Source organism: Aeromonas popoffii (genome assembly GCF_037818705.1).
GTDB lineage: Bacteria > Pseudomonadota > Gammaproteobacteria > Enterobacterales > Aeromonadaceae > Aeromonas > Aeromonas popoffii.
This window is the reverse complement of sequence record NZ_CP149129.1, coordinates 4,774,598-4,796,006: the sequence shown is the minus strand read 5'-3', so window position 1 is coordinate 4,796,006 and position 21,409 is coordinate 4,774,598. Positions and strand designations below refer to the sequence as shown.

At 59.8% G+C, this 21,409-nt stretch carries 18 protein-coding genes; 7 read left to right on the top strand and 11 right to left on the bottom strand.

Annotation, left to right across the window (positions count from 1 at the left end; all coding sequences use genetic code 11):
• Window positions 1–18 precede the first annotated feature (18 nt).
• The 3 genes from WJM78_RS22320 (at window position 19) to fre (ending at window position 3,439) form a co-directional block, all read left to right on the top strand.
• The gene (locus tag WJM78_RS22320; RefSeq protein ID WP_339012239.1) at window positions 19–1,026 is read left to right on the top strand and encodes a hypothetical protein; all 1,008 of its coding nucleotides are present in this window, start codon (window positions 19–21) and stop codon (window positions 1,024–1,026) included.
• Window positions 1,027–1,056: 30 nt separating this feature from the next.
• A complete protein-coding gene (gene ubiD / locus WJM78_RS22315; RefSeq protein ID WP_042036075.1) occupies window positions 1,057–2,526 on the top strand; it encodes a 4-hydroxy-3-polyprenylbenzoate decarboxylase in 1,470 nt (489 codons plus the stop codon).
• Window positions 2,527–2,740: 214 nt separating this feature from the next.
• Window positions 2,741–3,439: an NAD(P)H-flavin reductase gene (fre, locus tag WJM78_RS22310; protein ID WP_042036076.1), complete on the top strand. Its 699-nt coding sequence runs from the start codon at window positions 2,741–2,743 to the stop codon at window positions 3,437–3,439.
• 145 nt (window positions 3,440–3,584) lie between these two features.
• Here the strand turns inward: fre and ubiK are convergent, their stop codons facing one another.
• Window positions 3,585–3,842 carry a ubiquinone biosynthesis accessory factor UbiK gene (gene ubiK / locus WJM78_RS22305; protein ID WP_042036077.1) on the bottom strand — a complete coding sequence of 86 codons (258 nt, stop codon included), beginning with the start codon at window positions 3,840–3,842 and terminating at the stop codon, window positions 3,585–3,587.
• A gap of 302 nt (window positions 3,843–4,144) precedes the next feature.
• Between ubiK and WJM78_RS22300 the strand changes: the two genes are divergently transcribed.
• Window positions 4,145–6,562, top strand: a complete 2,418-nt coding sequence (locus WJM78_RS22300) for a VolA/Pla-1 family phospholipase (RefSeq protein ID WP_339012232.1) — start codon at window positions 4,145–4,147, stop codon at window positions 6,560–6,562.
• 72 nt (window positions 6,563–6,634) lie between these two features.
• On the opposite strand, the gene glpG is transcribed toward WJM78_RS22300, so the two are convergent.
• From glpG to WJM78_RS22265, 7 genes are all read right to left on the bottom strand, one after another.
• Window positions 6,635–7,468, bottom strand: a complete 834-nt coding sequence (glpG, locus tag WJM78_RS22295; protein ID WP_339015975.1) for a rhomboid family intramembrane serine protease GlpG — start codon at window positions 7,466–7,468, stop codon at window positions 6,635–6,637.
• 29 nt (window positions 7,469–7,497) lie between these two features.
• Entirely contained in the window at window positions 7,498–7,821 is a 324-nt protein-coding gene (gene glpE / locus WJM78_RS22290) for a thiosulfate sulfurtransferase GlpE (RefSeq protein WP_042036079.1), read from the bottom strand.
• 124 nt (window positions 7,822–7,945) lie between these two features.
• The gene (locus WJM78_RS22285) at window positions 7,946–8,647 is read right to left on the bottom strand and encodes an ABC transporter ATP-binding protein (protein ID WP_339012227.1); all 702 of its coding nucleotides are present in this window, start codon (window positions 8,645–8,647) and stop codon (window positions 7,946–7,948) included.
• 16 nt (window positions 8,648–8,663) lie between these two features.
• Window positions 8,664–9,437, bottom strand: a complete 774-nt coding sequence (livG, locus tag WJM78_RS22280) for a high-affinity branched-chain amino acid ABC transporter ATP-binding protein LivG (RefSeq protein WP_042036082.1) — start codon at window positions 9,435–9,437, stop codon at window positions 8,664–8,666.
• A complete protein-coding gene (locus WJM78_RS22275; protein ID WP_339012223.1) occupies window positions 9,434–10,702 on the bottom strand; it encodes a high-affinity branched-chain amino acid ABC transporter permease LivM in 1,269 nt (422 codons plus the stop codon). The genes livG and WJM78_RS22275 overlap by 4 nt, the downstream gene beginning before the upstream one ends.
• 97 nt (window positions 10,703–10,799) lie before the next feature.
• Window positions 10,800–11,726 (bottom strand): high-affinity branched-chain amino acid ABC transporter permease LivH, encoded by a 927-nt coding sequence (livH, locus tag WJM78_RS22270; RefSeq protein WP_339012220.1) that lies wholly within the window; start codon window positions 11,724–11,726, stop codon window positions 10,800–10,802.
• 64 nt (window positions 11,727–11,790) lie between these two features.
• Complete coding sequence (locus WJM78_RS22265; RefSeq protein ID WP_339012217.1) at window positions 11,791–12,912, bottom strand: branched-chain amino acid ABC transporter substrate-binding protein; 1,122 nt, start codon at window positions 12,910–12,912, stop codon at window positions 11,791–11,793.
• Window positions 12,913–13,347: 435 nt separating this feature from the next.
• On the opposite strand from WJM78_RS22265, the gene WJM78_RS22260 reads away from it, so the two are divergent.
• Complete coding sequence (locus WJM78_RS22260; protein WP_042036086.1) at window positions 13,348–14,352, top strand: substrate-binding domain-containing protein; 1,005 nt, start codon at window positions 13,348–13,350, stop codon at window positions 14,350–14,352.
• A 69-nt stretch (window positions 14,353–14,421) separates the two neighbouring features.
• Here the strand turns inward: WJM78_RS22260 and WJM78_RS22255 are convergent, their stop codons facing one another.
• Together WJM78_RS22255 and WJM78_RS22250 are read right to left on the bottom strand one after the other, a co-directional pair.
• Complete coding sequence (locus tag WJM78_RS22255) at window positions 14,422–15,747, bottom strand: 6-phospho-alpha-glucosidase (RefSeq protein ID WP_275930694.1); 1,326 nt, start codon at window positions 15,745–15,747, stop codon at window positions 14,422–14,424.
• Complete coding sequence (locus tag WJM78_RS22250; protein ID WP_339012211.1) at window positions 15,744–17,333, bottom strand: alpha-glucoside-specific PTS transporter subunit IIBC; 1,590 nt, start codon at window positions 17,331–17,333, stop codon at window positions 15,744–15,746. Before WJM78_RS22250 ends, WJM78_RS22255 begins: the two co-directional genes overlap by 4 nt.
• A 284-nt stretch (window positions 17,334–17,617) precedes the next feature.
• Between WJM78_RS22250 and WJM78_RS22245 the strand changes: the two genes are divergently transcribed.
• Both WJM78_RS22245 and WJM78_RS22240 read left to right on the top strand, forming a co-directional pair.
• Window positions 17,618–18,325 (top strand): GntR family transcriptional regulator, encoded by a 708-nt coding sequence (locus WJM78_RS22245; RefSeq protein WP_042036090.1) that lies wholly within the window; start codon window positions 17,618–17,620, stop codon window positions 18,323–18,325.
• Window positions 18,326–18,800: 475 nt separating this feature from the next.
• A complete protein-coding gene (locus WJM78_RS22240) occupies window positions 18,801–20,027 on the top strand; it encodes an aromatic amino acid transporter (protein WP_042036092.1) in 1,227 nt (408 codons plus the stop codon).
• A 403-nt stretch (window positions 20,028–20,430) separates the two neighbouring features.
• On the opposite strand, the gene WJM78_RS22235 is transcribed toward WJM78_RS22240, so the two are convergent.
• The gene (locus WJM78_RS22235) at window positions 20,431–21,381 is read right to left on the bottom strand and encodes a transposase (RefSeq protein WP_287147332.1); all 951 of its coding nucleotides are present in this window, start codon (window positions 21,379–21,381) and stop codon (window positions 20,431–20,433) included.
• Window positions 21,382–21,409: the final 28 nt, after the last annotated feature.

Below are 21,409 nucleotides of genomic sequence, written 5' to 3'. Positions count from 1 at the left end.
CACAAGGACAGGGACGTCATGAAGCTGGTACTTCTGATAGGACTCGGTTGGCTGATGGGCATGCCGGTGCATGCTGCCCCCCCCTCGGTGCCCAGATCCGAGCTGGTCGCCGATGAAGGGCTGCAGGGCCATATCGATTATCTGGGCAGCCGTCTGCAGCAGGGGCAGTTTGCTGCCATGGACTCGCTGTTGGACTCGCTGGCCGTGGGCCAGCGGGAATACCTGCTGTGCCGGCTACTTACCACCCTGGATGCCAGCCCCAGCGCAAGCTCCCCCGAACTGCTGCTGTGGGTGCGTGCCCAGTCGGTGAAGGCACCCCGTTGGCTGGTGGAGAAGGAGGTGGACGGTTTCCTGGTCCAGCAGCCTGCCTATGATTTTGCCGCTGCGGCGCGGCTGGTACTGAGCCGCTGGCAGCAACAGGTCTGGCAGGACAACTACCGCCAGCTGCTGGAGCAGAACAGCTTCGAATTCAAACAGATCTACAACAGCCGCAACCGGGACCTGGCCTTGCAGCAGCAGGCGTTGCTGGCAGTCCTCGAGCGGCAGCCGCGCTTTGTCTTGCAGCGCGAGGCGCGCAAGCTGGCCGCCATGAGCATCTTCCTGCCCGACAATCAGCTGCTGCGACAGCTGGTCGAGCGCACTGGCGATACCGCCCTCTATCAGAAGCTGTGGCACCAGCCGGTGGATCACGACAGCATCGCTGCCCTCATGAGCGTGGCCCGTTTTCATCAGGGGCAGACGGCGAGCGACCTGCTAATCGCCGCCAGCCGCAACAGTCGTTTGACATTGCCCGCCCTGCAACAACTCAGCCAGCTCTCACCCCTGCCCGACTCGGCGCAGAAGTTCCTGCTGGCCGAACTTGGCAATCGTCAGTACAGCGGTCAGGTGGCCAGTCTGCTGTTGCAGATGGATGAACCCAGGCTGCTGGCCCAGCTCGCCGATCGGCTCACCCAGCAGGAAAAGCGCCATGCCAGTCCTGTGATGCTGCCCGATACGGGTACACCCGTCGCTCAGCCGGGGTTATAATGCGGCATCGCCTGAACACAGGGTACCTGCATGAAATACAAGGATTTGCGTGATTTCATCGCGCAGCTGGAACAAAACGGACAACTCAAGCGCATCACCCGCGAGATAGATCCCTATCTGGAGATGACGGAGATCAGCGATCGCACCCTGCGTGCGGGTGGCCCGGCCCTGCTGTTCGAAAATCCCAAAGGTTACCGCATGCCGGTGCTGACCAACCTGTTCGGCACCCCGGATCGGGTCGCCATGGGCATGGGCCAGCCCAACGTCGGCGCCCTGCGTCAGGTGGGGACCTGGCTCTCCTACCTGAAGGAGCCCGAGCCGCCGCGCGGTCTCAAGGAGCTGATGGAGAAGCTGCCCATCTTCAAGCAGGTGCTCAATATGCCGACCAAGCGGCTCTCCTCCGCCCCTTGCCAGCAGGTGGTGCTGGAAGGGGAGGCGGTCGATCTGGACCAGATCCCGATCCAGCACTGCTGGCCCGGTGATGTGGCGCCCCTGGTCACCTGGGGCCTTACCATTACCCGCGGTCCCTATAAGAAACGGCAGAACCTCGGCATCTACCGCCAGCAGAAGATCGGCAAGAACAAGCTGATCATGCGCTGGCTGGATCATCGCGGTGGCGCCATCGATTTTCGCGAGTGGCAGGAAGCCCACCCGGGCGAGCGCTTCCCCGTGGTGGTGGCGCTGGGCGCCGATCCTGCGACCATACTCGGCGCAGTGACGCCGGTGCCGGACAGTCTCTCCGAATATGCCTTCGCGGGCTTGCTGCGGGGCAGCCGCACCGAGGTGGTGAAGGCGCTGAGCTGTGAGCTGGAGGTGCCCGCCAGCGCCGAAATCGTGCTGGAGGGGTATCTGGAGCCGGGGGAGATGGCGCCCGAGGGGCCTTACGGGGATCACACCGGTTACTACAACGAGGTGGACGAGTTCCCGGTCTTCACCATCACTCACATGACGATGCGTCGTGATGCCATCTACCACAGCACCTACACAGGCCGTCCGCCCGATGAGCCGGCGGTACTCGGCGTGGCATTGAACGAGGTGTTCGTGCCGCTGTTGCAGAAGCAGTTCCCAGAAATAGTGGATTTCTACCTGCCGCCGGAAGGCTGTTCTTACCGGATGGCGGTGGTGACCATCAAGAAGCGTTACCCGGGCCATGCCAAGCGGGTGATGCTGGGGGTCTGGTCTTTCCTGCGCCAGTTCATGTACACCAAGTTCGTGATCGTCTGCGATGACGACATCAACGCCCGCGACTGGAAGGATGTGATCTGGGCCATCACCACCCGGATGGACCCGGCCCGGGATACCACCCTGATCGAACACACCCCGATCGACTACCTCGACTTCGCCTCGCCTGTCTCCGGCCTTGGCTCCAAGATGGGGCTGGATGCCACCAACAAGTGGCCGGGGGAGAGCAACCGCGAGTGGGGGCAACCCATAGTCCAGGACGAGGCGGTGAAGCAGAAGGTGGATGCCATCTGGGATGAGCTGGCTATTCTCGGCTAGGCCTGGTTGCTTGGGATTTATATCACGCGGGCCGGGTCGACCCAGCCCGGCCAGCCAGAGGATCCGTGCTGCCACCGCCGTTCGGGTATAAAAGGTTGATGATCTCCGGGCGGAATTGGGTATGCTCGGGAAACCTGACCAGCTGCACTGGTCGTCAATCTACAGTGAATCAATGAGCGAAAGCGGGCCGAGCGAGCCCGTCACAAGGATAAGAATGCAACGTATCAAGTGCCGCGTAGAGGAACTGCGCGAATATGTCGACACCATCTGGCACGTGGCCCTGACGCCGCAGCAAGCGGTCAGCTTCAAGCCGGGTCAGTATCTGCTGGTGGTGATGAGCGATTCGGACAAACGCCCCTTCTCTATCGCCAACTCACCGACCCGCCCTGGGGTACTGGAGCTGCAGATCGGCGCCACCCCCGAGAACGCTTATGCAGGTCAGGTGCTGGCCCGCATGCGCGAGCAGGGAGAGATAGAGATCGAACTGGCGGCAGGCAAGGCCTTCCTGCGGGAAGAGTCGCCCCGTCCGTTGATCCTGATGGCGGGGGGCACCGGTTTTTCCTATGCCCGCTCCATTCTGGAGTTCCTGATAGACACCGGCAGCAAGCGCCCCGTCTTCGTCTACTGGGGGGTGCGCCAGGCGCACTGGCTCTATGAACAGGAGCAGATGCAGCAGTGGGAGCGCGACTATGCACCGCTGACCTTCATCCCTGTGGTGCAGGAGCCGGAAAGCGACTGGACCGGCAAGACGGGTCTGGTGCACAAGGCCATCATGGATGACTTCGTCAGTCTGCATGACTACGACATCTATGTGGCTGGCCGTTTCGAGATGGCTGGAGCGGCGCGAGAGGAGTTCAAGATCCTCGGTGCCGAGCCTGAGCGCATCTTCGGCGATGCCTACGAGTTCATCTGAGTTGAGCGTGCGAATCGGTAGGCATCAAAGCGGTGTCAGTCGTATATGACGGCCGATTGCGATGGCGCTTGAGCTTCAGAAACAACAAACCCCAGCCTGGCTGGGGTTTGTTTTATGCGCCGTGCGAGCCGGCGGTGTCAGCGTGTTACTCGCCTTTGGCAGCGAGCTGCTGTTCCAGCTGCGTCAGCTTGGCCTCGAGGGCGGTCAGCTTCTCGCGGGTGCGCAGCAGCACCTTGGTCTGCACGTCAAACTCCTCGCGACTGACCAGATCCAGCTTGTTGAGCTGGGACTGCAATACCTGACGGATCTTCTTTTCCACCTCTTCACCCATGCTGCGAATGCCGGGCGGCAGGGAGTTGTGCACCTGTTTGGCGATCTCTTCCAGTTTCTTCGGGTCGATCATGTGGTTCTCCTTAAGCAATGGCGACATTCTACCGACAATTAAGCCGCTTTGCCGAGATCGGGGTGGCTTTTTGCCATCAGGAGCTGGGGGCGTTGCTGGTCGGGTCTGGTATCCGGGGTGAAGCTGTTAACCTATCGGGTCCCGTTTCTATTCCAATTCCTTGATGTTGTACACAAAAAAAGCAGATCAGATGACCGACCAGAACGCTTAAAAAATGTTGCGTTGCTGTTAATATGGTTCGGTCGGGTTTTCACCCTACCCCGTCAGCACATCATGGATAACAACTAAAAAGAGATAAGGATATGAAAAAGAAGCTAATTTATGCCGCAGTTGTCAGTGCCCTGTTGGCTGGCTGTGGTGGCAGTGATGATAACAAAGGCGACACTTCAAGCTATCTCGACTATCTGTTGACCGGTTCCAACGCAGTGCGCCCCAGTGCCCTGGCGGCCCGGGCCAGCGATGGTACCCTGAAATTCTCCACCGAGACCGCAGATCTCTCTAACCCTGTTTCCGCCATGTCGACGCTGGATGGTTGGTCTACGACCCAGGCTATCCAGATCGTGCCGGTCACCTCGTCTGGCATCACGGTTCAGGCACCGACGGCGGCAGAGTTTGGCGCTTCAGTGGCTCCGCTCTACCTGCTGGAGTTGACCTTCGACAGCACAGCGCTGCGCCCGAGCGGCGTGAAGAAGGTGCTGACCTACGGTGTGGACTTCGTGGTGGCCGCCTCGGCCGGCAAGCTGAACCTGGTTCCGCTCAAGCCGTTGAACCCCTCCTCCTACTACATGATAGTGGCCACTGATTCGCTGAAAGATAGTCGCGGCGATGCCCTCAAGGCAGGCAGTGACTACGGCAACTACAAGAACAACGCCGGCAGCAATGCCCAGGAGCAGACCATCAACGGTCTGATCGCGCTGCAGGAAGGGCTGTTCAAGGCCGCGACCGGCATCGCCACGGATCATGTCATCTTCTCCGACTGGTTCGGTACCCAATCCGGCGCCGATGTGCTGGTGGCGGTGAAGAGTGCCGCCGCTTCCGTGCTGAAGAGCCCGACCCTGGATGCTGCCGCCCTGTGGAAACAGGATGCCAAAGGCAACACCAGCCTGCCCGGCACTTATACCCTGGCAGTGACCGGCAACAATGCCTTCCTGACCCAGCTGAATACTGAGCTGTTCCTGCCGCAGGATCAGAAAGATGCACTGACAGCCGCCTTTGGCCCTGGCACTCCGCTCAACGGTGTTGCCCAGCTGACCAAGGTTTACACCGGTAGCGTCAAGCTCCCTTACTTCCTCTCTACCCCAGCGATAGCCGGTTCATGGGACAAGGCCAAGACCCAGTCCTGGCACGGTGCCATCCCCAGTCTCTATGCCATCGCCAATGCGCTGAAAGCGTCTGACAGCGAAGTGATCGCCGGGCTGGTGGGGGCGGGCGTGGATCCGGCCCTGCTGGGTGAGCTGATTGCCGATCCGACCCGCCAGAGCGAGCTGCTGGCCGAGGCGAGCAAGCTGATCGGGGTGACGCTCACTTCCGGCGGCAAGCCGCTGGATGCCGAGCGCAATATCGGTCGCTTCAACCCGCTGCCGATGCTGGAAGAGGTGCAATCCGTGCCGATGCGGATCTTTGCCGCCGCACCGCTCAATACCATTACTGATGTGATCATCTATCAGCACGGGGTCACCTCCATCAAAGAGGACTCCTATGCGCTGGCGCTGGGCCAGATCGGCGCGGGCATGGGGGCAAGTAAAAAGGTGGCCGTAGTGGTGATCGATCATCCGCTGCACGGTGAGCGTGGCTATGCCCTGAGTGGCAGCACGGATACCGTCACCACCTCCGACAATCCGATGCCGTACCTGAACCTGAGCTACCTGACTGTGGCGCGGGACAACCTGAAACAGAGCGTGGCGGATCTGCTGGGCCTGCGTCTGGCGGTTGGCCTGGCCAACGCCCAAGGGGCCATCGGGACGGCCGGCAGCCTCAAGGTGCATTTCCTCGGCCACTCGCTGGGGGCCATTGCCGGAGCCAATCTGCTGGCAGTAGCCAACCAGTCCATAGGCAACGCGCAGGCGGATGCCCTGTTCAAGTTCGACACCGGTGGCCTGGCCATGCCGGGTGGCGGCATAGCGCCGCTGTTGCTGAACTCGCCGGCCTTCGGCCCGACCATCAAGATGGGCGTGCTGACCGGCGGCAGTGCCGAGCTGAAGGCCGGTTTCGCCGCCTATGCTCCCAACTGCCAAACGGCGGTGCCGACCTGCTTCGTCAACGAGTTCCTGCCGAGCCTGGACGCGGCCACTCAGACGACCGCAGCCAGCACGCTGCAGAGCTACAGCTTCGCGGCTCAATCGCTGCTGGATTCGGCTGACCCGATCAACCTCGGTCGCGGCATCAAGGCGGACTTCCCGCTGTTTGCCACCGAGATCGTGGGTGACGGTGCGCTGAGCCTGTCGGATCAGGTGATCCCGAACAGCATTGCGTCCGCGCCGCTGGGTGGTACCGAGCCGTTGTTCAAGGTGCTGGCACTGCAGCCCCTGACCGCCACCGGCGCGGCCAGCCGCAACGCGGCCCGCTTCGTGGCCGGTGGTCACAGCTCGCTGCTGGCACCGGACGAGAACTTCGACCCGAGCGGTGACGTCACCACAGAGATGCAGTCACAATTTGGCAGCTTCTTCATGAGTGGCGGTACCCTGGTCCAGGTGACCAATGGCAGCCTGCTCAAGCAGTAAGCCAGTCGGCTAATAAAAACGCCGCCCTTCGGGGCGGCGTTTTCGTTTCTGCGACTGGGGCAGGGCAAACCGTCAGGCTGGCTGGTGGTTTCTGTCCAGCCAGCCTTGCAGCAGACCGACCAGCAGACCCACCAGATGAGCCATGTTGGCTGTGCTGGTGCCGAGCAAGTCGAAGAAACCGAGCACCAGCCAGAACAGCATGAAACCCATCAGCGCCGGTGGCAGAGTGAGGCCGCAGGCCGGTTGCATCTTGCCGCGCAGCCAGCAGTAGCCGAGCAGGGCATAGACAACACCGGAGAGGCCGCCAAACCGCGGGCCACTGACGAAGAACTCGGCGATGTTGGGCAGGGCAGCCCCCACCAGCAGCAGGATCAGCAGCTTGCCGCTGCCGAGGCGCTGCTCTATCTGGCCCCCCAGATACCACCACCACAGCAGGTTGAACACCAGGTGCAGCACCGAGAAGTGGATAAAAGCCGGGGTGAAGTAACGCCACGCCTGCCAGTCGGTAAACTGGGCCATGGTCAGGTGGAACGCCAGCTCGTCAAAGATCGGCAGGCCGATGGCATTCAGCGCATAGATGGCCAGACAGGCAATGATCACCACCAGGGTCAGCGGCCCCGCCTGATGGAGGAAGTCGGTGATGGGATCCGTCATTCCCTTGCTGTAGTCGATGCGGGCATCGGCGCTGCCTGATTGCCAGGAGGCCTCCATGTAGCGCGGATGGGTCGGCTCGGCCAGGAAGCGCTTCACCTCCAGCTGGGCCTGGGCGAGGCGCTGCTCGTCCGCCAGCCAGACCGAGACGCCGAGCTCGGACTGGGTCAGCTCGCAGGAGATGCCCAGCGTCGCAAGGTAGTCCACCAGCGCCTGGGCCATGCGGGCGTTATCGAGCACCAGCAGCTGGATCATGCCGGTTGAGGAAGACTTGCCCGCCCCTGTCATGCGTCGCCTGCCTGAACGGGGAATGCTTTGCGCCACGCCTCGAAGCCGCCATCCAGGCTGTAGACCTGGTCATAGCCCTGTTGCAGCAGATACTGGGCTGCCCCCTGGCTGCTGTTGCCGTGATAGCAGATCACTATCACGGGGGTATCGAAATCCACCTCATCCATGAAGCGCACCAGGGTGCCATTGGTGAGGTGGAAGGCGCCGACCGCGTGGGCAGCCTCGAAGGATTGCGGATCGCGAATATCCACGAGGCGGGCTTCACCAGCGCTGAGCTTCTGGTGGGCATCATGGGCACTGATATGGGCAAACTGGTCCATTGAGAGGTCCTGCGAATAGGTTGATTACCGGTCAGTGTACCGCAAGCCGGGGCGCAAACTAACCCCACAAAAGATAAGGGAGCCAGCGGCTCCCTTGTCATTATGGTGAACGTCGACACGCCTGTCAGCCGCCGAGATAAGCCTGCCGCACGGCCGGGTTGGCGAGCAGGGCTGCGCCTGTGTCATGCAGTACCACATGGCCGTTCTCCAGCACATAGCCCCGATCGGCCAGCTTGAGTGCTTGGTTGGCGTTCTGCTCCACCAGGAAGATGGTCATTCCCTTCTGGCGCAGCTGCTCTATGGTGTCGAAGATCTGCTGGATGACGATGGGGGCCAGCCCCAGTGAGGGTTCATCCAGCAGCAGCAGGCGCGGCTTGCTCATCAGGGCGCGGCCGATGGCCAGCATCTGCTGTTCGCCGCCTGACATGGTGCCTGCCCGCTGCTCCAGCCGTTCGTGCAGCCGCGGGAACAGGGTGAACACCTGATCCAGCAGCCCATGCTGTTCGGCCTTGTCGACGAAGAAAGCGCCCATCAGCAGGTTCTCCTCCACCGTCAGGCGGGCGAAGATGCGACGCCCCTCCGGCACCACGGCGATGTCCTTGCGCATGATGCGGGCCGTGGTGAGGGAGCTTATCTGCTCCCCCTCGAACCAGATGCTGCCGCTGCTGGGCTTGGGCTCGCCGCACAGGGTCATCAGCAAGGTGGTCTTGCCGGCGCCGTTGGCGCCGATCAGGGTGACGATTTCCCCCTCTTTCACCTCGACGCTGACGTCATGTAGTGCCTGGATCTTGCCGTAGTGGGTCGATACGTTGCGAAGTTCTAACATCGTGACTCCTTGGGTCCTACGATTCGCCCAGATAGGCCTTTATCACGGCTGGATTGTTGCGGATCTCATCCGGCTTGCCGTGGGCCAGCGGGGTGCCCTGATTGACCACGAAAATGCGGTTGGAGATGCCCATCACCAGCTTCATGTCGTGTTCGATAAGCAGCACAGAGACGCCAAATTCGTCCCGCAGGTTGATGATCAGCTCGTTCAGTTCATCGGTCTCGTGCGGGTTGAGGCCGGCGGCTGGCTCGTCCAGCATCAGCAGATCGGGCCGGGTTGCCATGCAGCGGGCGATTTCGAGCCGGCGTTGCTGCCCATAGGCCAGGTTGCCGGCGGTGCGATTGGAGAGATCCTTGAGGCCCACCTTTTCCAGCCAGAAGGCGGCGTGTTCCAGCCCCTCCTGCTCGGCACGGCGAAAGGCCGGGGTCTTGAACAGGCCGGCGATGAAACTGGTGTTGAGGTGGCGATGCTGGGCCACCAGCAGGTTCTCCACCGCCGTCATCTCCTTGAACAGCCGCACATGCTGGAAGGTGCGTACTATCCCCTTGCGGGCTATGAGGTGACCGGGTAGCCCCTGGATCTCCTCACCCTTGTAGCGAATAACGCCGCCGCTCGGGCGATAGAAGCCGGTCAGGCAGTTGAAGACGGTCGTCTTGCCCGCGCCATTGGGGCCAATGATGGAGATCACCTCCCCTTTGTCTATGTCCAGCTTGACGCCGTTGACTGCGAGCAGCCCACCGAAGCGCATCGACAGATCAGAGACGTCCAACAACTTCTGATGAGTGCTCATTTCTGTAGCTCCAGGTGAGGTCTGGTCATCGGCAGCAGTCCCTGTGGTCGCCAGATCATCATGAACACCATCAGCAGGCCGAACATCAGCATGCGGTACTCGTTGAATTCACGGGCCAGCTCCGGCAGCACCGTCATCACGATAGCGGCCAGCACCACCCCGATCTGGGAGCCCATGCCGCCCAGCACTACAATCGCAAGGACGATGGCCGACTCGATAAAGACGAAGGATTCCGGGCTGATAAAGCCCTGGCGCGAGGCGAAGACGCTACCGGCGAAACCGGCAAAGGTGGCGCCAATGGTGAAGGCGGTCAGCTTGATGATGGTGGGGTTGAGCCCCAGTGACTTGCAGGCGATTTCGTCTTCCCGCAGTGCTTCCCAGGCGCGGCCCAGCGGCATGCGCAGCAACCGGTTGATGACGAACAGGGTGGCCACCACCAGCACCAGCGCCATCAGGTAGAGGAAGATCACCTTGTGGTTGGCGTTGTAGGCGATGCCGAAGAAGTCGTGGAAGGTGCCAAAGCCACCGTCCTTGACGGTGCGGTTGAACTCCAGGCCACCGAGCGTCGGTTTGGGAATGCCGGAGATGCCGTTCGGACCGCCGGTGAGGCTGGTCATGTTGTTGAGCAGAATGCGAATGATCTCGCCAAAGCCCAGGGTGACGATGGCCAGGTAATCTCCCCGCAGCCGCAACACAGGAAAGCCGAGCAGGAAGCCGAAGGTAGCCGCCATCAGGCCTGCGATGGGCAGACACTCCCAGAAGCTCAGCCCGAAATAGGTGTTGAGCAGGGCATAGCTGTAGGCGCCGACCGCGTAGAAGCCGACATAGCCCAGATCCAGCAGACCGGCCAGGCCCACCACCACGTTCAGCCCCAGTCCCAGCATGATGTAGATCAGGGTGAGGGTGGCGAGATCGATGGCGCCTCGCGAGGCCATGAAGGGCCAGCTGACCGCAAACAGCAGCACCAGCACGGCGGTCAGGTTATAGAGCTTTGGTGCCTCTTCCGGGCTTGGCAGCACCAGCTTGTTGAAGCCGATGGAGAAGCCGCTGATGGAGCCGTTGAACAGCCGGCTGATCTGGCCGCGCAACATCTGGAACCAGAATACCAGGGCGGCACCACCCACCAGCCAGGCCAGTGACACGTCGAGGCGGCTGATGACCAGCAAACGGGTGCCGTCGGTCTCGAGCTTGAAGCCGAGCAACCAGAAGGAGAGTACCAGCAATACCAGGCTGGCGATGCAAGCGTGAATGAATTGGCTTTTCATCAGTCTTTCTCCCCTTCCGGTCGGCCGAGAATGTCGCTGATGGACATGAAGAGCCGCATCAGACAGGAGGCAGGTGCATGAATAAATTGATGTTTTATCATACTTTTTCGACCTCCGGGCGACCCAGAATGCCGGTGGGCATGAACAGCAAGACGCCGATCAGCAGGACGAAGGCCATCACATCCTTGTACTCGGTGCTGAGATAACCGGCGGTGAGTGCTTCCACCACCCCCAGCAGCAGGCCGCCAAGCACGGCGCCGGGAATGCTGCCTATGCCACCCAATACCGCTGCAGTGAAGGCCTTCAGGCCAGCCATAAAGCCGAGGTAGGGGTTGATGACACCGTAATACATGCCGAGCAGCACGCCCGCGACGGCGGCCAGGGTGGCCCCCAGCACGAAGGTGATGGAGATGACCACGTGGGTATCTATGCCCAGCAGGTTGGCCATCTTGATATCTTCCGAACAGGCGCGGCAGGCACGGCCCATGCGGGAGCGGCCGATGAACTGGGTCAGTACCAGCATGGTGATGAAGGTCACCACGAAGATGATGAGCTGCATGTAGGAGAGGCTGGCCTGGAAGCCGTCCCCGGCGCCCAGGGTCCAGCCCCCGGAGATCAGGGTAGGCATGGCGATATCACGCGAGCCCTGCGCCATTCGCATCATGTTCTGCAAGAAGATCGACATGCCGATGGCGGAGATGAGGGGGATGAGGCGGTTGCCGCTCCGCAGCGGGCGATAGGCGACCCGCTCTATGGTCCAGCCATAGGTTCCCGTGATGATGATGCTGACCAGGAAGGCGCCTCCCAGCAGCAGGAAGGTGCTGTCGATGCCCATCATCATGAGCCCGGCCATCACCATAAACGCGACATAGGAACCAATCATGTAAACCTCGCCGTGAGCGAAGTTGATCATGCCGATGATGCCATAGACCATGGTGTAGCCAATGGCGATCAACGCATAGGTGCTACCTATGGTTAACCCGTTCAGCAGCTGCTGAACCAGGTAAAGGAGGTGTTCGGACATACTGCGATCCCTGTGCTTGCCCGCAAAGAAAAGAGGGGTGACTCATGTCACCCCGACCGGCAGATTATTTGACTTGGGTGGAGGTACCGTCGGCGTGCCACTGGAACACACCGAATTCAAAGCCTTTCAGGTCACCACTCGGCGCCCAGCTCAGGGTGCCCATGACGGTATCGATCGGTGTGGCCTTGATGGCGGCAGCGACCGCAGCAGGGTCATCCTCACCCGCTTTGGCAATACCGGCCGCCAGGGTCTGCACCGCAGCATAGGTAGTCCACACGAAGGGACCGGAAGAGTCCTGACCCTTGGCCTTGAACGCCGCCACCAGCGGGGCGTTGGTCGGCACCAGATCGTACTTGTTCGGCAGGGTCACCAGCAGACCTTCGGAAGCTGGGCCACCGATGGCGGAGATGTCCTTGTTGCCTACTCCTTCCGGACCCATGAACTTGGCTTTCAGCCCCTTCTCCCCTGCCTGACGCAGGATCAGACCCAGCTCAGGGTGGTAGCCGCCGTAGTAGACGAAATCGACGTTCTCTTTCTGCAGCTTGGCGATCAGGGCGGAGAAGTCCTTGTCACCGGCCGTGACGCCTTCAAACGCCACCACTTTCACGCCAGCCTTGTCCAGAGATGTCTTCACGCTGGTGGCGATGCCTTCACCGTACTGTTTCTTGTCGTGGATAATGGCCACGCGCTTGGGCTTGACCTGATCGATGATGTACTTGGCGGCGGTCGGGCCCTGGTCGCTGTCCAGACCTATGGTGCGCAGCACCAGCTGATAGCCGCGCTCGGTGATCTTGGGGTTGGTGGAGGCGGGGGTGATCATCAGCACGCCTTCATCTTCATAGATGTCGGAGGCGGGCAGGGTGTTGTCTGAGCAGAGGTGGCCGACCACGAACTTGACACCGTCGTTGATCACCTTGTTGGCGACCGCCACGGCCTGCTTGGGATCGCAGGCGTCGTCATAGATGATGGCTTCGATCTGTTTGCCATTGATGCCGCCAGCCTTGTTGATTTGCTCGACCGCCATCTTGCCGCCGGTGAACTGCATGTCACCATACTGGGCGACCGCACCGGTGACCGGGCCGGCAATGCCGATCTTGATGGTGTCAGCCGCCTGGGCCAGTGATACCGATCCGAACAGAGCCATAGAAACCGCTGCCCTGACTGCCATTTTGCTCAACTTATTCATCGATTCGTCCCTTAATCAGTGGATTGTTTCATTGCCCGTGTGCCATTCCGGACCGAGATCCCGCCAGTCCGGTAATAGTTATGGTTCTATCATTCCTCGCTGGGCAATAACAAGCTGTTAAAGATACTAACCAGAGCGGGTGAGATAGTGCTTTTTTGAAGCAAATAGCTGATTTGAAATTATTTTTCAGACGTTAACACTGATTTGTATAGTTAACATCTTCATAACAAGGTGTGCTGGTGACAGATGGTAGATGAAAAAACTGATGATATTTTACTCTGACACTGCTCCCGTTTTGACCAAAATCCGTTTGCGCAAATAGAAAGGAGCACCTAGATTAGCCTGCATTGACAATTCATCGGCAGTGCCTGTTAAAACCAAGCCTTTATTTGGGAAATCTGCTAATGTTCCGCTTTTGATATTCAGGAGACAGAGATGGCCACTATCAAGGATGTCGCCTCACGGGCAGGCGTATCCATCTCCACCGTCTCACATGTACTCAATCACACCCGTCGGGTCAGCGAAGATGCAACCCAAAAAGTGCTTGAGGCGGTGGCAGAACTCAACTACGCGCCCAACTCGGTAGCGCGCAGCCTCAAGATAAACTCAACCAAAACCATAGGCATGCTGGTCACCACCAGTGCCAACCCCTTCTTTGCTGAAGTGGTGCAGGGGGTGGAAGCGTACTGTTTCGAACAGGGTTACAGCCTGATCCTGTGCAACACCGAAAACCAGCCGCCCCGCCAGCAGCATTACCTGAGAATGCTGATGGAGAAGCGGGTCGACGGCCTGCTGGTGCTGGGAACCGATATCGACACCCCGCTGCGTGACATGCTGCGCATTCACAAGAATGTGCCGCAGGTGGTGCTGGATTGGGGAACCGAGTGCGATTTCGCCAACGTGATCAACGACAACGCCCGTATAGGTGCGCGTCTGGCCGTGCGCCATCTGCTGGAGCAGGGGCACACGGACATCGTCTGCATCACGGGCCAGATCGCCAAGCCGACCACCCAGCAGCGACTGGATGGGGTACGCGACGCCTTGGGCGAACATGGCCTGACCCTGAAAGACGCGCAGATCTTCGAAGGGGATTACGAGAGCCAGAGCGGCTTCGATGCCATGCAGCGCATCCTGGCCCTCACGCCTCGCCCGACGGCTGTGTTTGCCTTCGACGACCCCATGGCCATCGGTGCCATCTGCGCCGCCTGGGAAGCCGGGGTCAAGGTGCCGGACGACATCTCCATCATCGGCTATGACGACGTGGAAATGGCGCGCTTCTCCAGCCCGCCGCTCACCACCATTCGTCATCCCAAGGCCGAGCTTGGCCTGCTGGCGGTGAAGCACCTGGTGAGCCGGATCCGCAACAAGGCGCTGGAAGTCGAGTCCATGACGGTAGAGCCCGAATTGATCGTTCGTCGCTCGGTCAAATCCCTGCGCTGACCGAACAGCAGCCGTTGGCACCACGAAAAGCCCCCTCGTTCACCGAGGGGGTTTTTGTTTATGGGCGATTTATTGCAGCGGCGGCCAGTAATCCTTGTTGGCGGCCACCAGGTCATCCAGGATGGCCTTCGCTACCGAGGCGCTCGGCACCGTTTTGGACAGGGTGATCGCCTGCCACAGCTTCTGGTAGGAGCGTTCGACCCAGGCTTCCACCACCAGCTTCTCGACCGCCACCTGCTGGCCCATCAAGCCCTGCTGGAACAGGGGGATAGTGCCGACCTGCAAGGGCTCCGGCCCGCTGCTGCCCACCAGGCAGGGGATCTCGACCATGGCTTCGGGGTCGAAGTTGCTGATGGCGCCCCGGTTCGGGACTATCAGCAGCATTCGCTCCTGGGTGTTGAAGGCGATGGCGGTGGCCAGATCCACTATATAAGAGGCGTGTTCGTCAATCTCCAGCTCGCCCGCTGCTGAGTGACCCGCCTTGACGATGGCACGGCAGGCGCTGAACACCTGTTTCTCGCGATGCTCCATCACCTCATTGGCGCGGGTATGCTCCGGGTTGGCATGGGCGACCACATAGTCCGGGTAGAGGTAGTACTTCAGGTAGGTGTTGGGCAGGGTATCCGGATCGAGCGCCCACACATCCCTGGCCTTGGCGAAGGTATCGTTCCAGCTTGCCTCGGCATGACTGGCGTGATCGGGCACATAGCCGTGGCGGGCGACATGCTCCTTGATCTGCGGCATCAGGTCGTTGCCTGCCAGATCCTCGATACGGGTCCACCAGCCGAAGTGGTTGAGGCCGTAATAGCGTACCCGCATCTCCTTGCGTGACTTGAGGCCGGCGATCTGGGCCATGCGCCCCTCGATCCCGATCGGCATGTCGCAGATGTTCAGGATCTTGGCGTTGGGACGCAGGCGACGGGTCGCCTCCGCCACTATGGCTGCGGGGTTGGAGTAGTTCAGCATCCAGGCGTTGGGGGAGTACTGCTCCATGTAATCGACCAGCTCCAGCACGCCACCGATGGAGCGCATGCCGTAAGCGATGCCGCCCGGGCCGCAGGTCTCCTGACCGACCACGCCGTGACGCAGGGGGATCTTCTCGTCCAGCTCGCGCATGGGGTATTTACCGACCCGGATGTGGGCCATGACAAAATCCACCTCGCTGAAGGCCGCCTTGGGGTCGGTGCCGTAGCTGAAGGCAATCTCGGGTGCCTTCTCCTTGAGCAGGATCCTGCATGCCTCGGCGATGACTTCCTGGCGGGCACCGTCGTTGTCGTAGAACTTGATCTCCTTGAGCGGGAAACGATGCTGGTTCTCCAGCAACATCAGAACGATACCAGGAGTAAAGGTGCTGCCGCCGCCGGCGATGACTACAGAGAATTTTTTCATGATCATGACTCCGTTACGAAAGAAGAGGATTGAGTGGGGTTGTTCATTATCGATTCCATATTTTCACGTACCTGAGGCACATGCAGACCGATAATGATTTGGATGCTGTCGCCATGGCGAACCACACCATGGGCGCCCAGTTTTTTGAAAATGTCATCTGCCGCCGCCTGGCTGGCATGTATCAGCGATATTCTTAAGCGGGTGGCACAATTATTCAGGCTCCTTATATTGTTGCTGCCGCCGAGTGCCTCGATAATTTGAGTCGCAATATCACTGCCTCGTTGTTGTTTGGCTGCCTGATAATCCGCTTTGGAATACAGCTTTATTTCGCTGTCTTCCCGCCCCGGGGTTTTCAAATTAAATTTCAGGATCAGACTTTTGAATATCAGGAACCAGAGCCCGGTGAACGCCAGGCCTATGGCTATCTGGGTAAACATCATGCTGGCATGGTTGTGGAACATGGGGATCCAGTTCTGCGGCAGGAACTGGTCGAGCAGGCCGCCGCCCATGTTGCCGACGACACCGAACAGGTACATGGCGGTGGCCATGGTGGCGGCCAGCAGGGCGTGGATAGCAAACAGCAGCGGCGAGATGAAGAGGAAGGTGAACTCCAGCGGCTCTGTGATGCCGACCAGCATGGCGGTCAGAGTGGCCGGGATCAGCAGGCCTGCCACCTTGGCCTTGTTCTCTTTGGTTGCCGTTGCGTAGATGGCCAAGGCAATCCCCATGGCACCGAAAATCTTCGAGTTGCCATGCAGGGCAAAGCCACCCTGAGGGAACTGCTCAATCAGCGGGCGAGTGCTCTGGCTGAACTCCTGCAGATGCTGCGCCCAGTAGAGCTGGATGCCACCTTCCACTGCCGCAGGGCCGAAGATAAAGGGGCCATAGATAAAGTGATGCAGGCCGGTCGGGATCAAAATTCGCTCGAGGAAGGTATAGACCCAGACACCGAGCGGGCCCGAGATCAGCATGAACTCCTGCAGGGAGGCGATGCCCATCTGTACCTTGGGCCACCCCAGCAGGGTCAGCCAGGCGCAGGGGATCATCACGAAGAAGGCGACGATGGTGACAAACGAGCTGCCCTGAAAGATGCCGAGGAAGACTGGCAGCTGACGGTCAAACAGACGGTTGTGCAACGCCGTCACTATGCCGGAGATGACGATGGCACCTATGATGCTGGTATCCAGCGTCTTGATCCCGGCCACCATGGCGAGGCCACTTTCACCCCCCACATCCTGACTGAAGTCGACCCCGAAATAACTGCCCCAGGTGATCCCCATGGCGTTGATAAAATAGTTCCAGGTCATGAAGCTGACCAAGACGGAGAGACAGGCTCGCGCCTGTGCCTTATTTGCCAGCCCAATCGGCAAGCCAATGGCAAATATAAGTGGCATGTTTCTGAATACGGCCCAGCCACCCTCTTCAATAATATGGACTATTTGAAAAAACAACCCTTGCGGGTTGGCCAGCGACTCTCCCACGAACATGGGGTTTTTCAGCATGATTGCAATGCCCACTACCATACCTGCAAATGGAAACAGTAGTACAGGAGTAAACATTGCTCCGCCAAAGCGTTGAATTTGACTGAGCATATATTGTCCCTTTATTAAAAGCGTTTTTGATAGGGTGTCGTTGGTGTTGCTGAATTGAACCTAACAACAATGCGTCAAGCCCTCATGAAATAGATGGTGGTTATGTGATCCGGCGCATGCTCTTATTTAGACAAAGAGATCTAAATTTTGAGATATTGTTGTACCTCTTGTTTTTGTGACGTTCTTGTCGTTTTATTTGAATTTAAACTTATTTATTTTCAATTGCTTGGGTCTGATGAGCCTCAACGAGGGGGTCGCAGGTACAGGTTGAGAGAGGTCTAGCAGTGATCTATAAATCGGTGGCGGATCGGCTGCGTATCCGGGTCAATGGCGCGGATTGCCGGGTGGGAGACGTATTGCCGAGCGAGAAGATGCTGGCGAGCCAGTTTGGCGTGTCACGGATGACGGTGCGCAAGGCGGTGGACATGCTGATCGAATGGGGGCTGGTGGCGCGGCGCCACGGCAGCGGCACCTATGTGACCAAGAAGGATGTTCAGCACGAGACCAAGGGGCTGAGCGGCTTTACCGAGCTGATGCGCGATCAGGGCCGGGTACTCACCAGTCAGGTGCTGGAGTTTCGTACCATGCCGGCCCCGCCTGCGATTGCCAGCCAGCTCAGGGTCAAGGTTAACGAGCCCGTCTACTACTCAAGCCGGGTGCGGTCTGTGGATGGCCGGGCCCTGCTGCTGGAGGAGAGCTACATGCCGGTGCGACTGTTTCGCACCCTGTCGGTGGCTCATCTGGAGGGCTCCAAGTTTGCCTATATCGAGAATGAGTGCCAGCTTCCCATCGCTGGCAACTACGAGAGCTTTAGCGCCGTGCTGGCCGACCGGCAGATGGCCGAGTTGCTGCATATCGAGCAGGGGGCGCCCATCCTGCGGCTGACCTCCCTCTCTTATGGCGAGAACGGGGAGTTTCTCAACTACTCCATCATGTTTCGCAACGCCAACGACTATCACGTTGACTACCACCTGCGCCGTGCCCGCGACTGACCCCGCCGCTGGTGGACTATGCCGCTGTCCCGACCATCGCACAGGCAGCACGACCCCCCGTCACCGAGGGGGTGTTTGTGGGCCCGGTGCTGCTCAGGGTTTGAGTTCAAGCAGTCTGGCGAGCCGGTGCAGGCTGTCGCCATCACTCACCCATTGATCCGGCCACACTCACCCGCGAGTTCGTGCCCTCACGGGTCTGGCAAGGTGGGGGCAAGCCGCCCGGATCGCCCCGTTTCGGGTCGTGTGGGTGACCCAAACAGGCAAGCGGATTTGATACCGGGCGGGCTGGAGGGTAAAGTCGCCACGGCGAAACGGTGGGCAGGGCGCGTCAGCACCCTGATATGCCGCCGGATATCGGGTTCATTCCCTTCGCGAGAACAACAAATCGTCCCCTGTCATGGGCAGGGCGAACGTCAGGGCGCAGCCGTGGCTGCGCCATTTTTTTGCAGTGAGAACAGGGTAGGAGAAGTGGAATATGGGGCATAAGCCATCGTTGGTGGGCGGGGCATGTATCATTGCCGGCGTCTGTGTGGGGGCCGGCATGCTGGGCTTGCCGAGTGCCGGGGCGGGTGCCTGGACCATCTGGTCCATCCTGGCCATCACCCTGACCATGGTGGTGATGACGGTCTCCGGCTGGATGCTGCTGGAGTCCTATCAGGGCTACCCGCTGCGCGTGTCGTTCGATACCGTGACCCGGGAGCTGCTGGGAGAGAAGGTCAACGCCCTCAACAACCTCACCGTCTACTTCGTCGGTGGCATACTGCTCTACGCCTACATCACCTCGGCCGGTCTCATCATAGATGGCATGACCGGCATCGGCAGTCACTGGGGCTCCATCCTGTTCACTCTGGGTTTCTCCGGGCTGGTGTGGCACTCGACCCGGGCGGTGGATCGCATTTCGGTCGTGCTGGTCATCGCTATGGGGCTGAGCTTCGTGTTCGGCATCTCGGGGTTGTCGCTCAACATCAAGCCGACCCTGCTGTTCGATACCCTGAGCCAGCATGCCAGCTATGCACCCTATGCGCTGGCCATGCTGCCGGTGGCGCTCACCTCGTTCGGTTATCACCACTCGGTGTCGTCCATGCGTGCCTACTACGGTGAGGAGCGCCGCGCTCGTTACGCCATCCTTGGTGGTACTGCCATCGCGCTGCTGTTCTACCTCATCTGGCTGGTGAGCGTGTTTGGCAACCTGCCGCGCAGCGAATTCGGGCCTGTGGTGGCGCAGGGCGGCAACGTTGACGTGCTGCTCAAGGCGCTGGCCTCGGTGATAGAGTCAGAGGCCGTTGCCAATGCCCTCAACCTCTTCTCCATGGCCGCCATCCTCTCCTCCTTTATCGGGGTCGGTCTGGGGGTGTTCGACTATCTGGCGGATTTGTTCAAGTTTGACAACAGCCATCAGGGCCGCGCCAAGTCGTGGGCTGTCACCTTCCTGCCACCGCTGCTGCTCTCCCTGCTGTTCCCGTTCGGCTTCCTGATGGCCATCGGTTACGCCGGTGCCGTGGCGACCCTCTGGACCTGCATCATACCCGCGCTGCTGGCCTGGAAGGTACGCGCTGGCAAGCGTGCTCAAAGCGGTAAGGGCGATGGCTTCCGCACGCCGGGCGGCCTGCCGATGATAGTGGGCGTCTTGTTGTTCGGGGTGCTGACCGCGCTCTTCCATCTGCTCAACATGGCGGGTCTGCTGCCTGTCTATACCGGCTGAGTTATATAAAAGGCGGTATGCAGTAAAACGGCGCCTTGGGGCGCCGTTTTGCTGTGGAGTGGTTCTCACATATCACCCCCATCCAGCCCAAGTTGTGCAAGGGAAGGATTAAATTTGGAAGGATTAAATTTGGAAGGATTAAATTTGGGATTAAATTTGGACACCCACCTGATGTGATTAAATTTGGGATTAAATTTGGACACCCACCTGATGGAAAATGATGAATAGCTTGGGAGGCTCCATTCGTACGCAGGCTGGTTTAGGGGTTGGAAGGCATGAAACAGCAATGGGAGTACAAGCTGTGAGCTTGAGCGAGCGTCAGTGGCTGCCAGTTGGCAATCAGTGCCTGTACAGCGTCAACGAGGATTGCTGATTGGTGGTGAACTCACGAGGCTTTCCGGTATCAAGGATTGGGCTGATAACATCGCGTCTGGCCACAATGCGCGGCGTAGCGCTGGCAGCAAATCTTGTCGCCAATCGCCCGGATACCGTGACGCCGAAACAGGGTGACTTGCCCCAACCATTGCCCCTCTTCTATGCCCAGGCGCTGCAGCACAGGTGCGAGATGGTGCGGGATATGGCCACGCTTATCCAGACGAATTACGCGTCCTGTCCAATCCACTAGTGCCAGATAATCGGCAAAACTGCAGGGGAGTTCTTCGGGCTTGCCTTCTCTTGCAAAAGGCAACAGCAAGGAGGCTGGTGCGGATAAATCAGCTGTCTGTTCAATCCGTCGCTGGATGCTGGTGAAATCGCTCTCCTCCGGTGTGGTGGCGATGCCAGCCCGGATGGGATTGAGGTCAACATAGGTCATGCAGGCCAGCAGCGCCGACTCGCTGAGCAAGGCCTGGCTTTTGAAGCGTCCTTCCCAGAAGTGGCCCTTGCAGCCATCTTCCTGATTGGCCTGGCGGGCCAGCGACTCGTTCAGCAAGCGCACCAGCCAGCTGATGGAATAGAGGCGTTCCCGCCACTGAGCTATCAGCTGATGCACAACGTCCAGCTCGGGTTCTATCAGTTCATCTCCCTGATACCAACGACGCACCAGCAAGGGCCACTGAAACAGACGGAACCAGCGTTCAGCCACCTCTCGTTCACTCCACTCATGGGCAATATGGGCCTGCACCTTGAGTACCAGATGATAGTGATTGCTCATCACTGCATAGGCGCAGACACCGATGGCAAAGACCTGCGACAGCTGGCCCAGTTTGTCGGCCACCCATTGGCGTCTGTGCTCGTAGCTTTGGCCGGAATGATCATCCTGGCCACAGAGAAAAGCACGCCGAACGCAGCGGCTGACCACGTGGTAGTAAGGCGTATCTGCGAGGCTGATCTGGCGTGAACGGGCGATGGTCATGGCGGCTCTCTCCTCGGGGCTCCCGGTT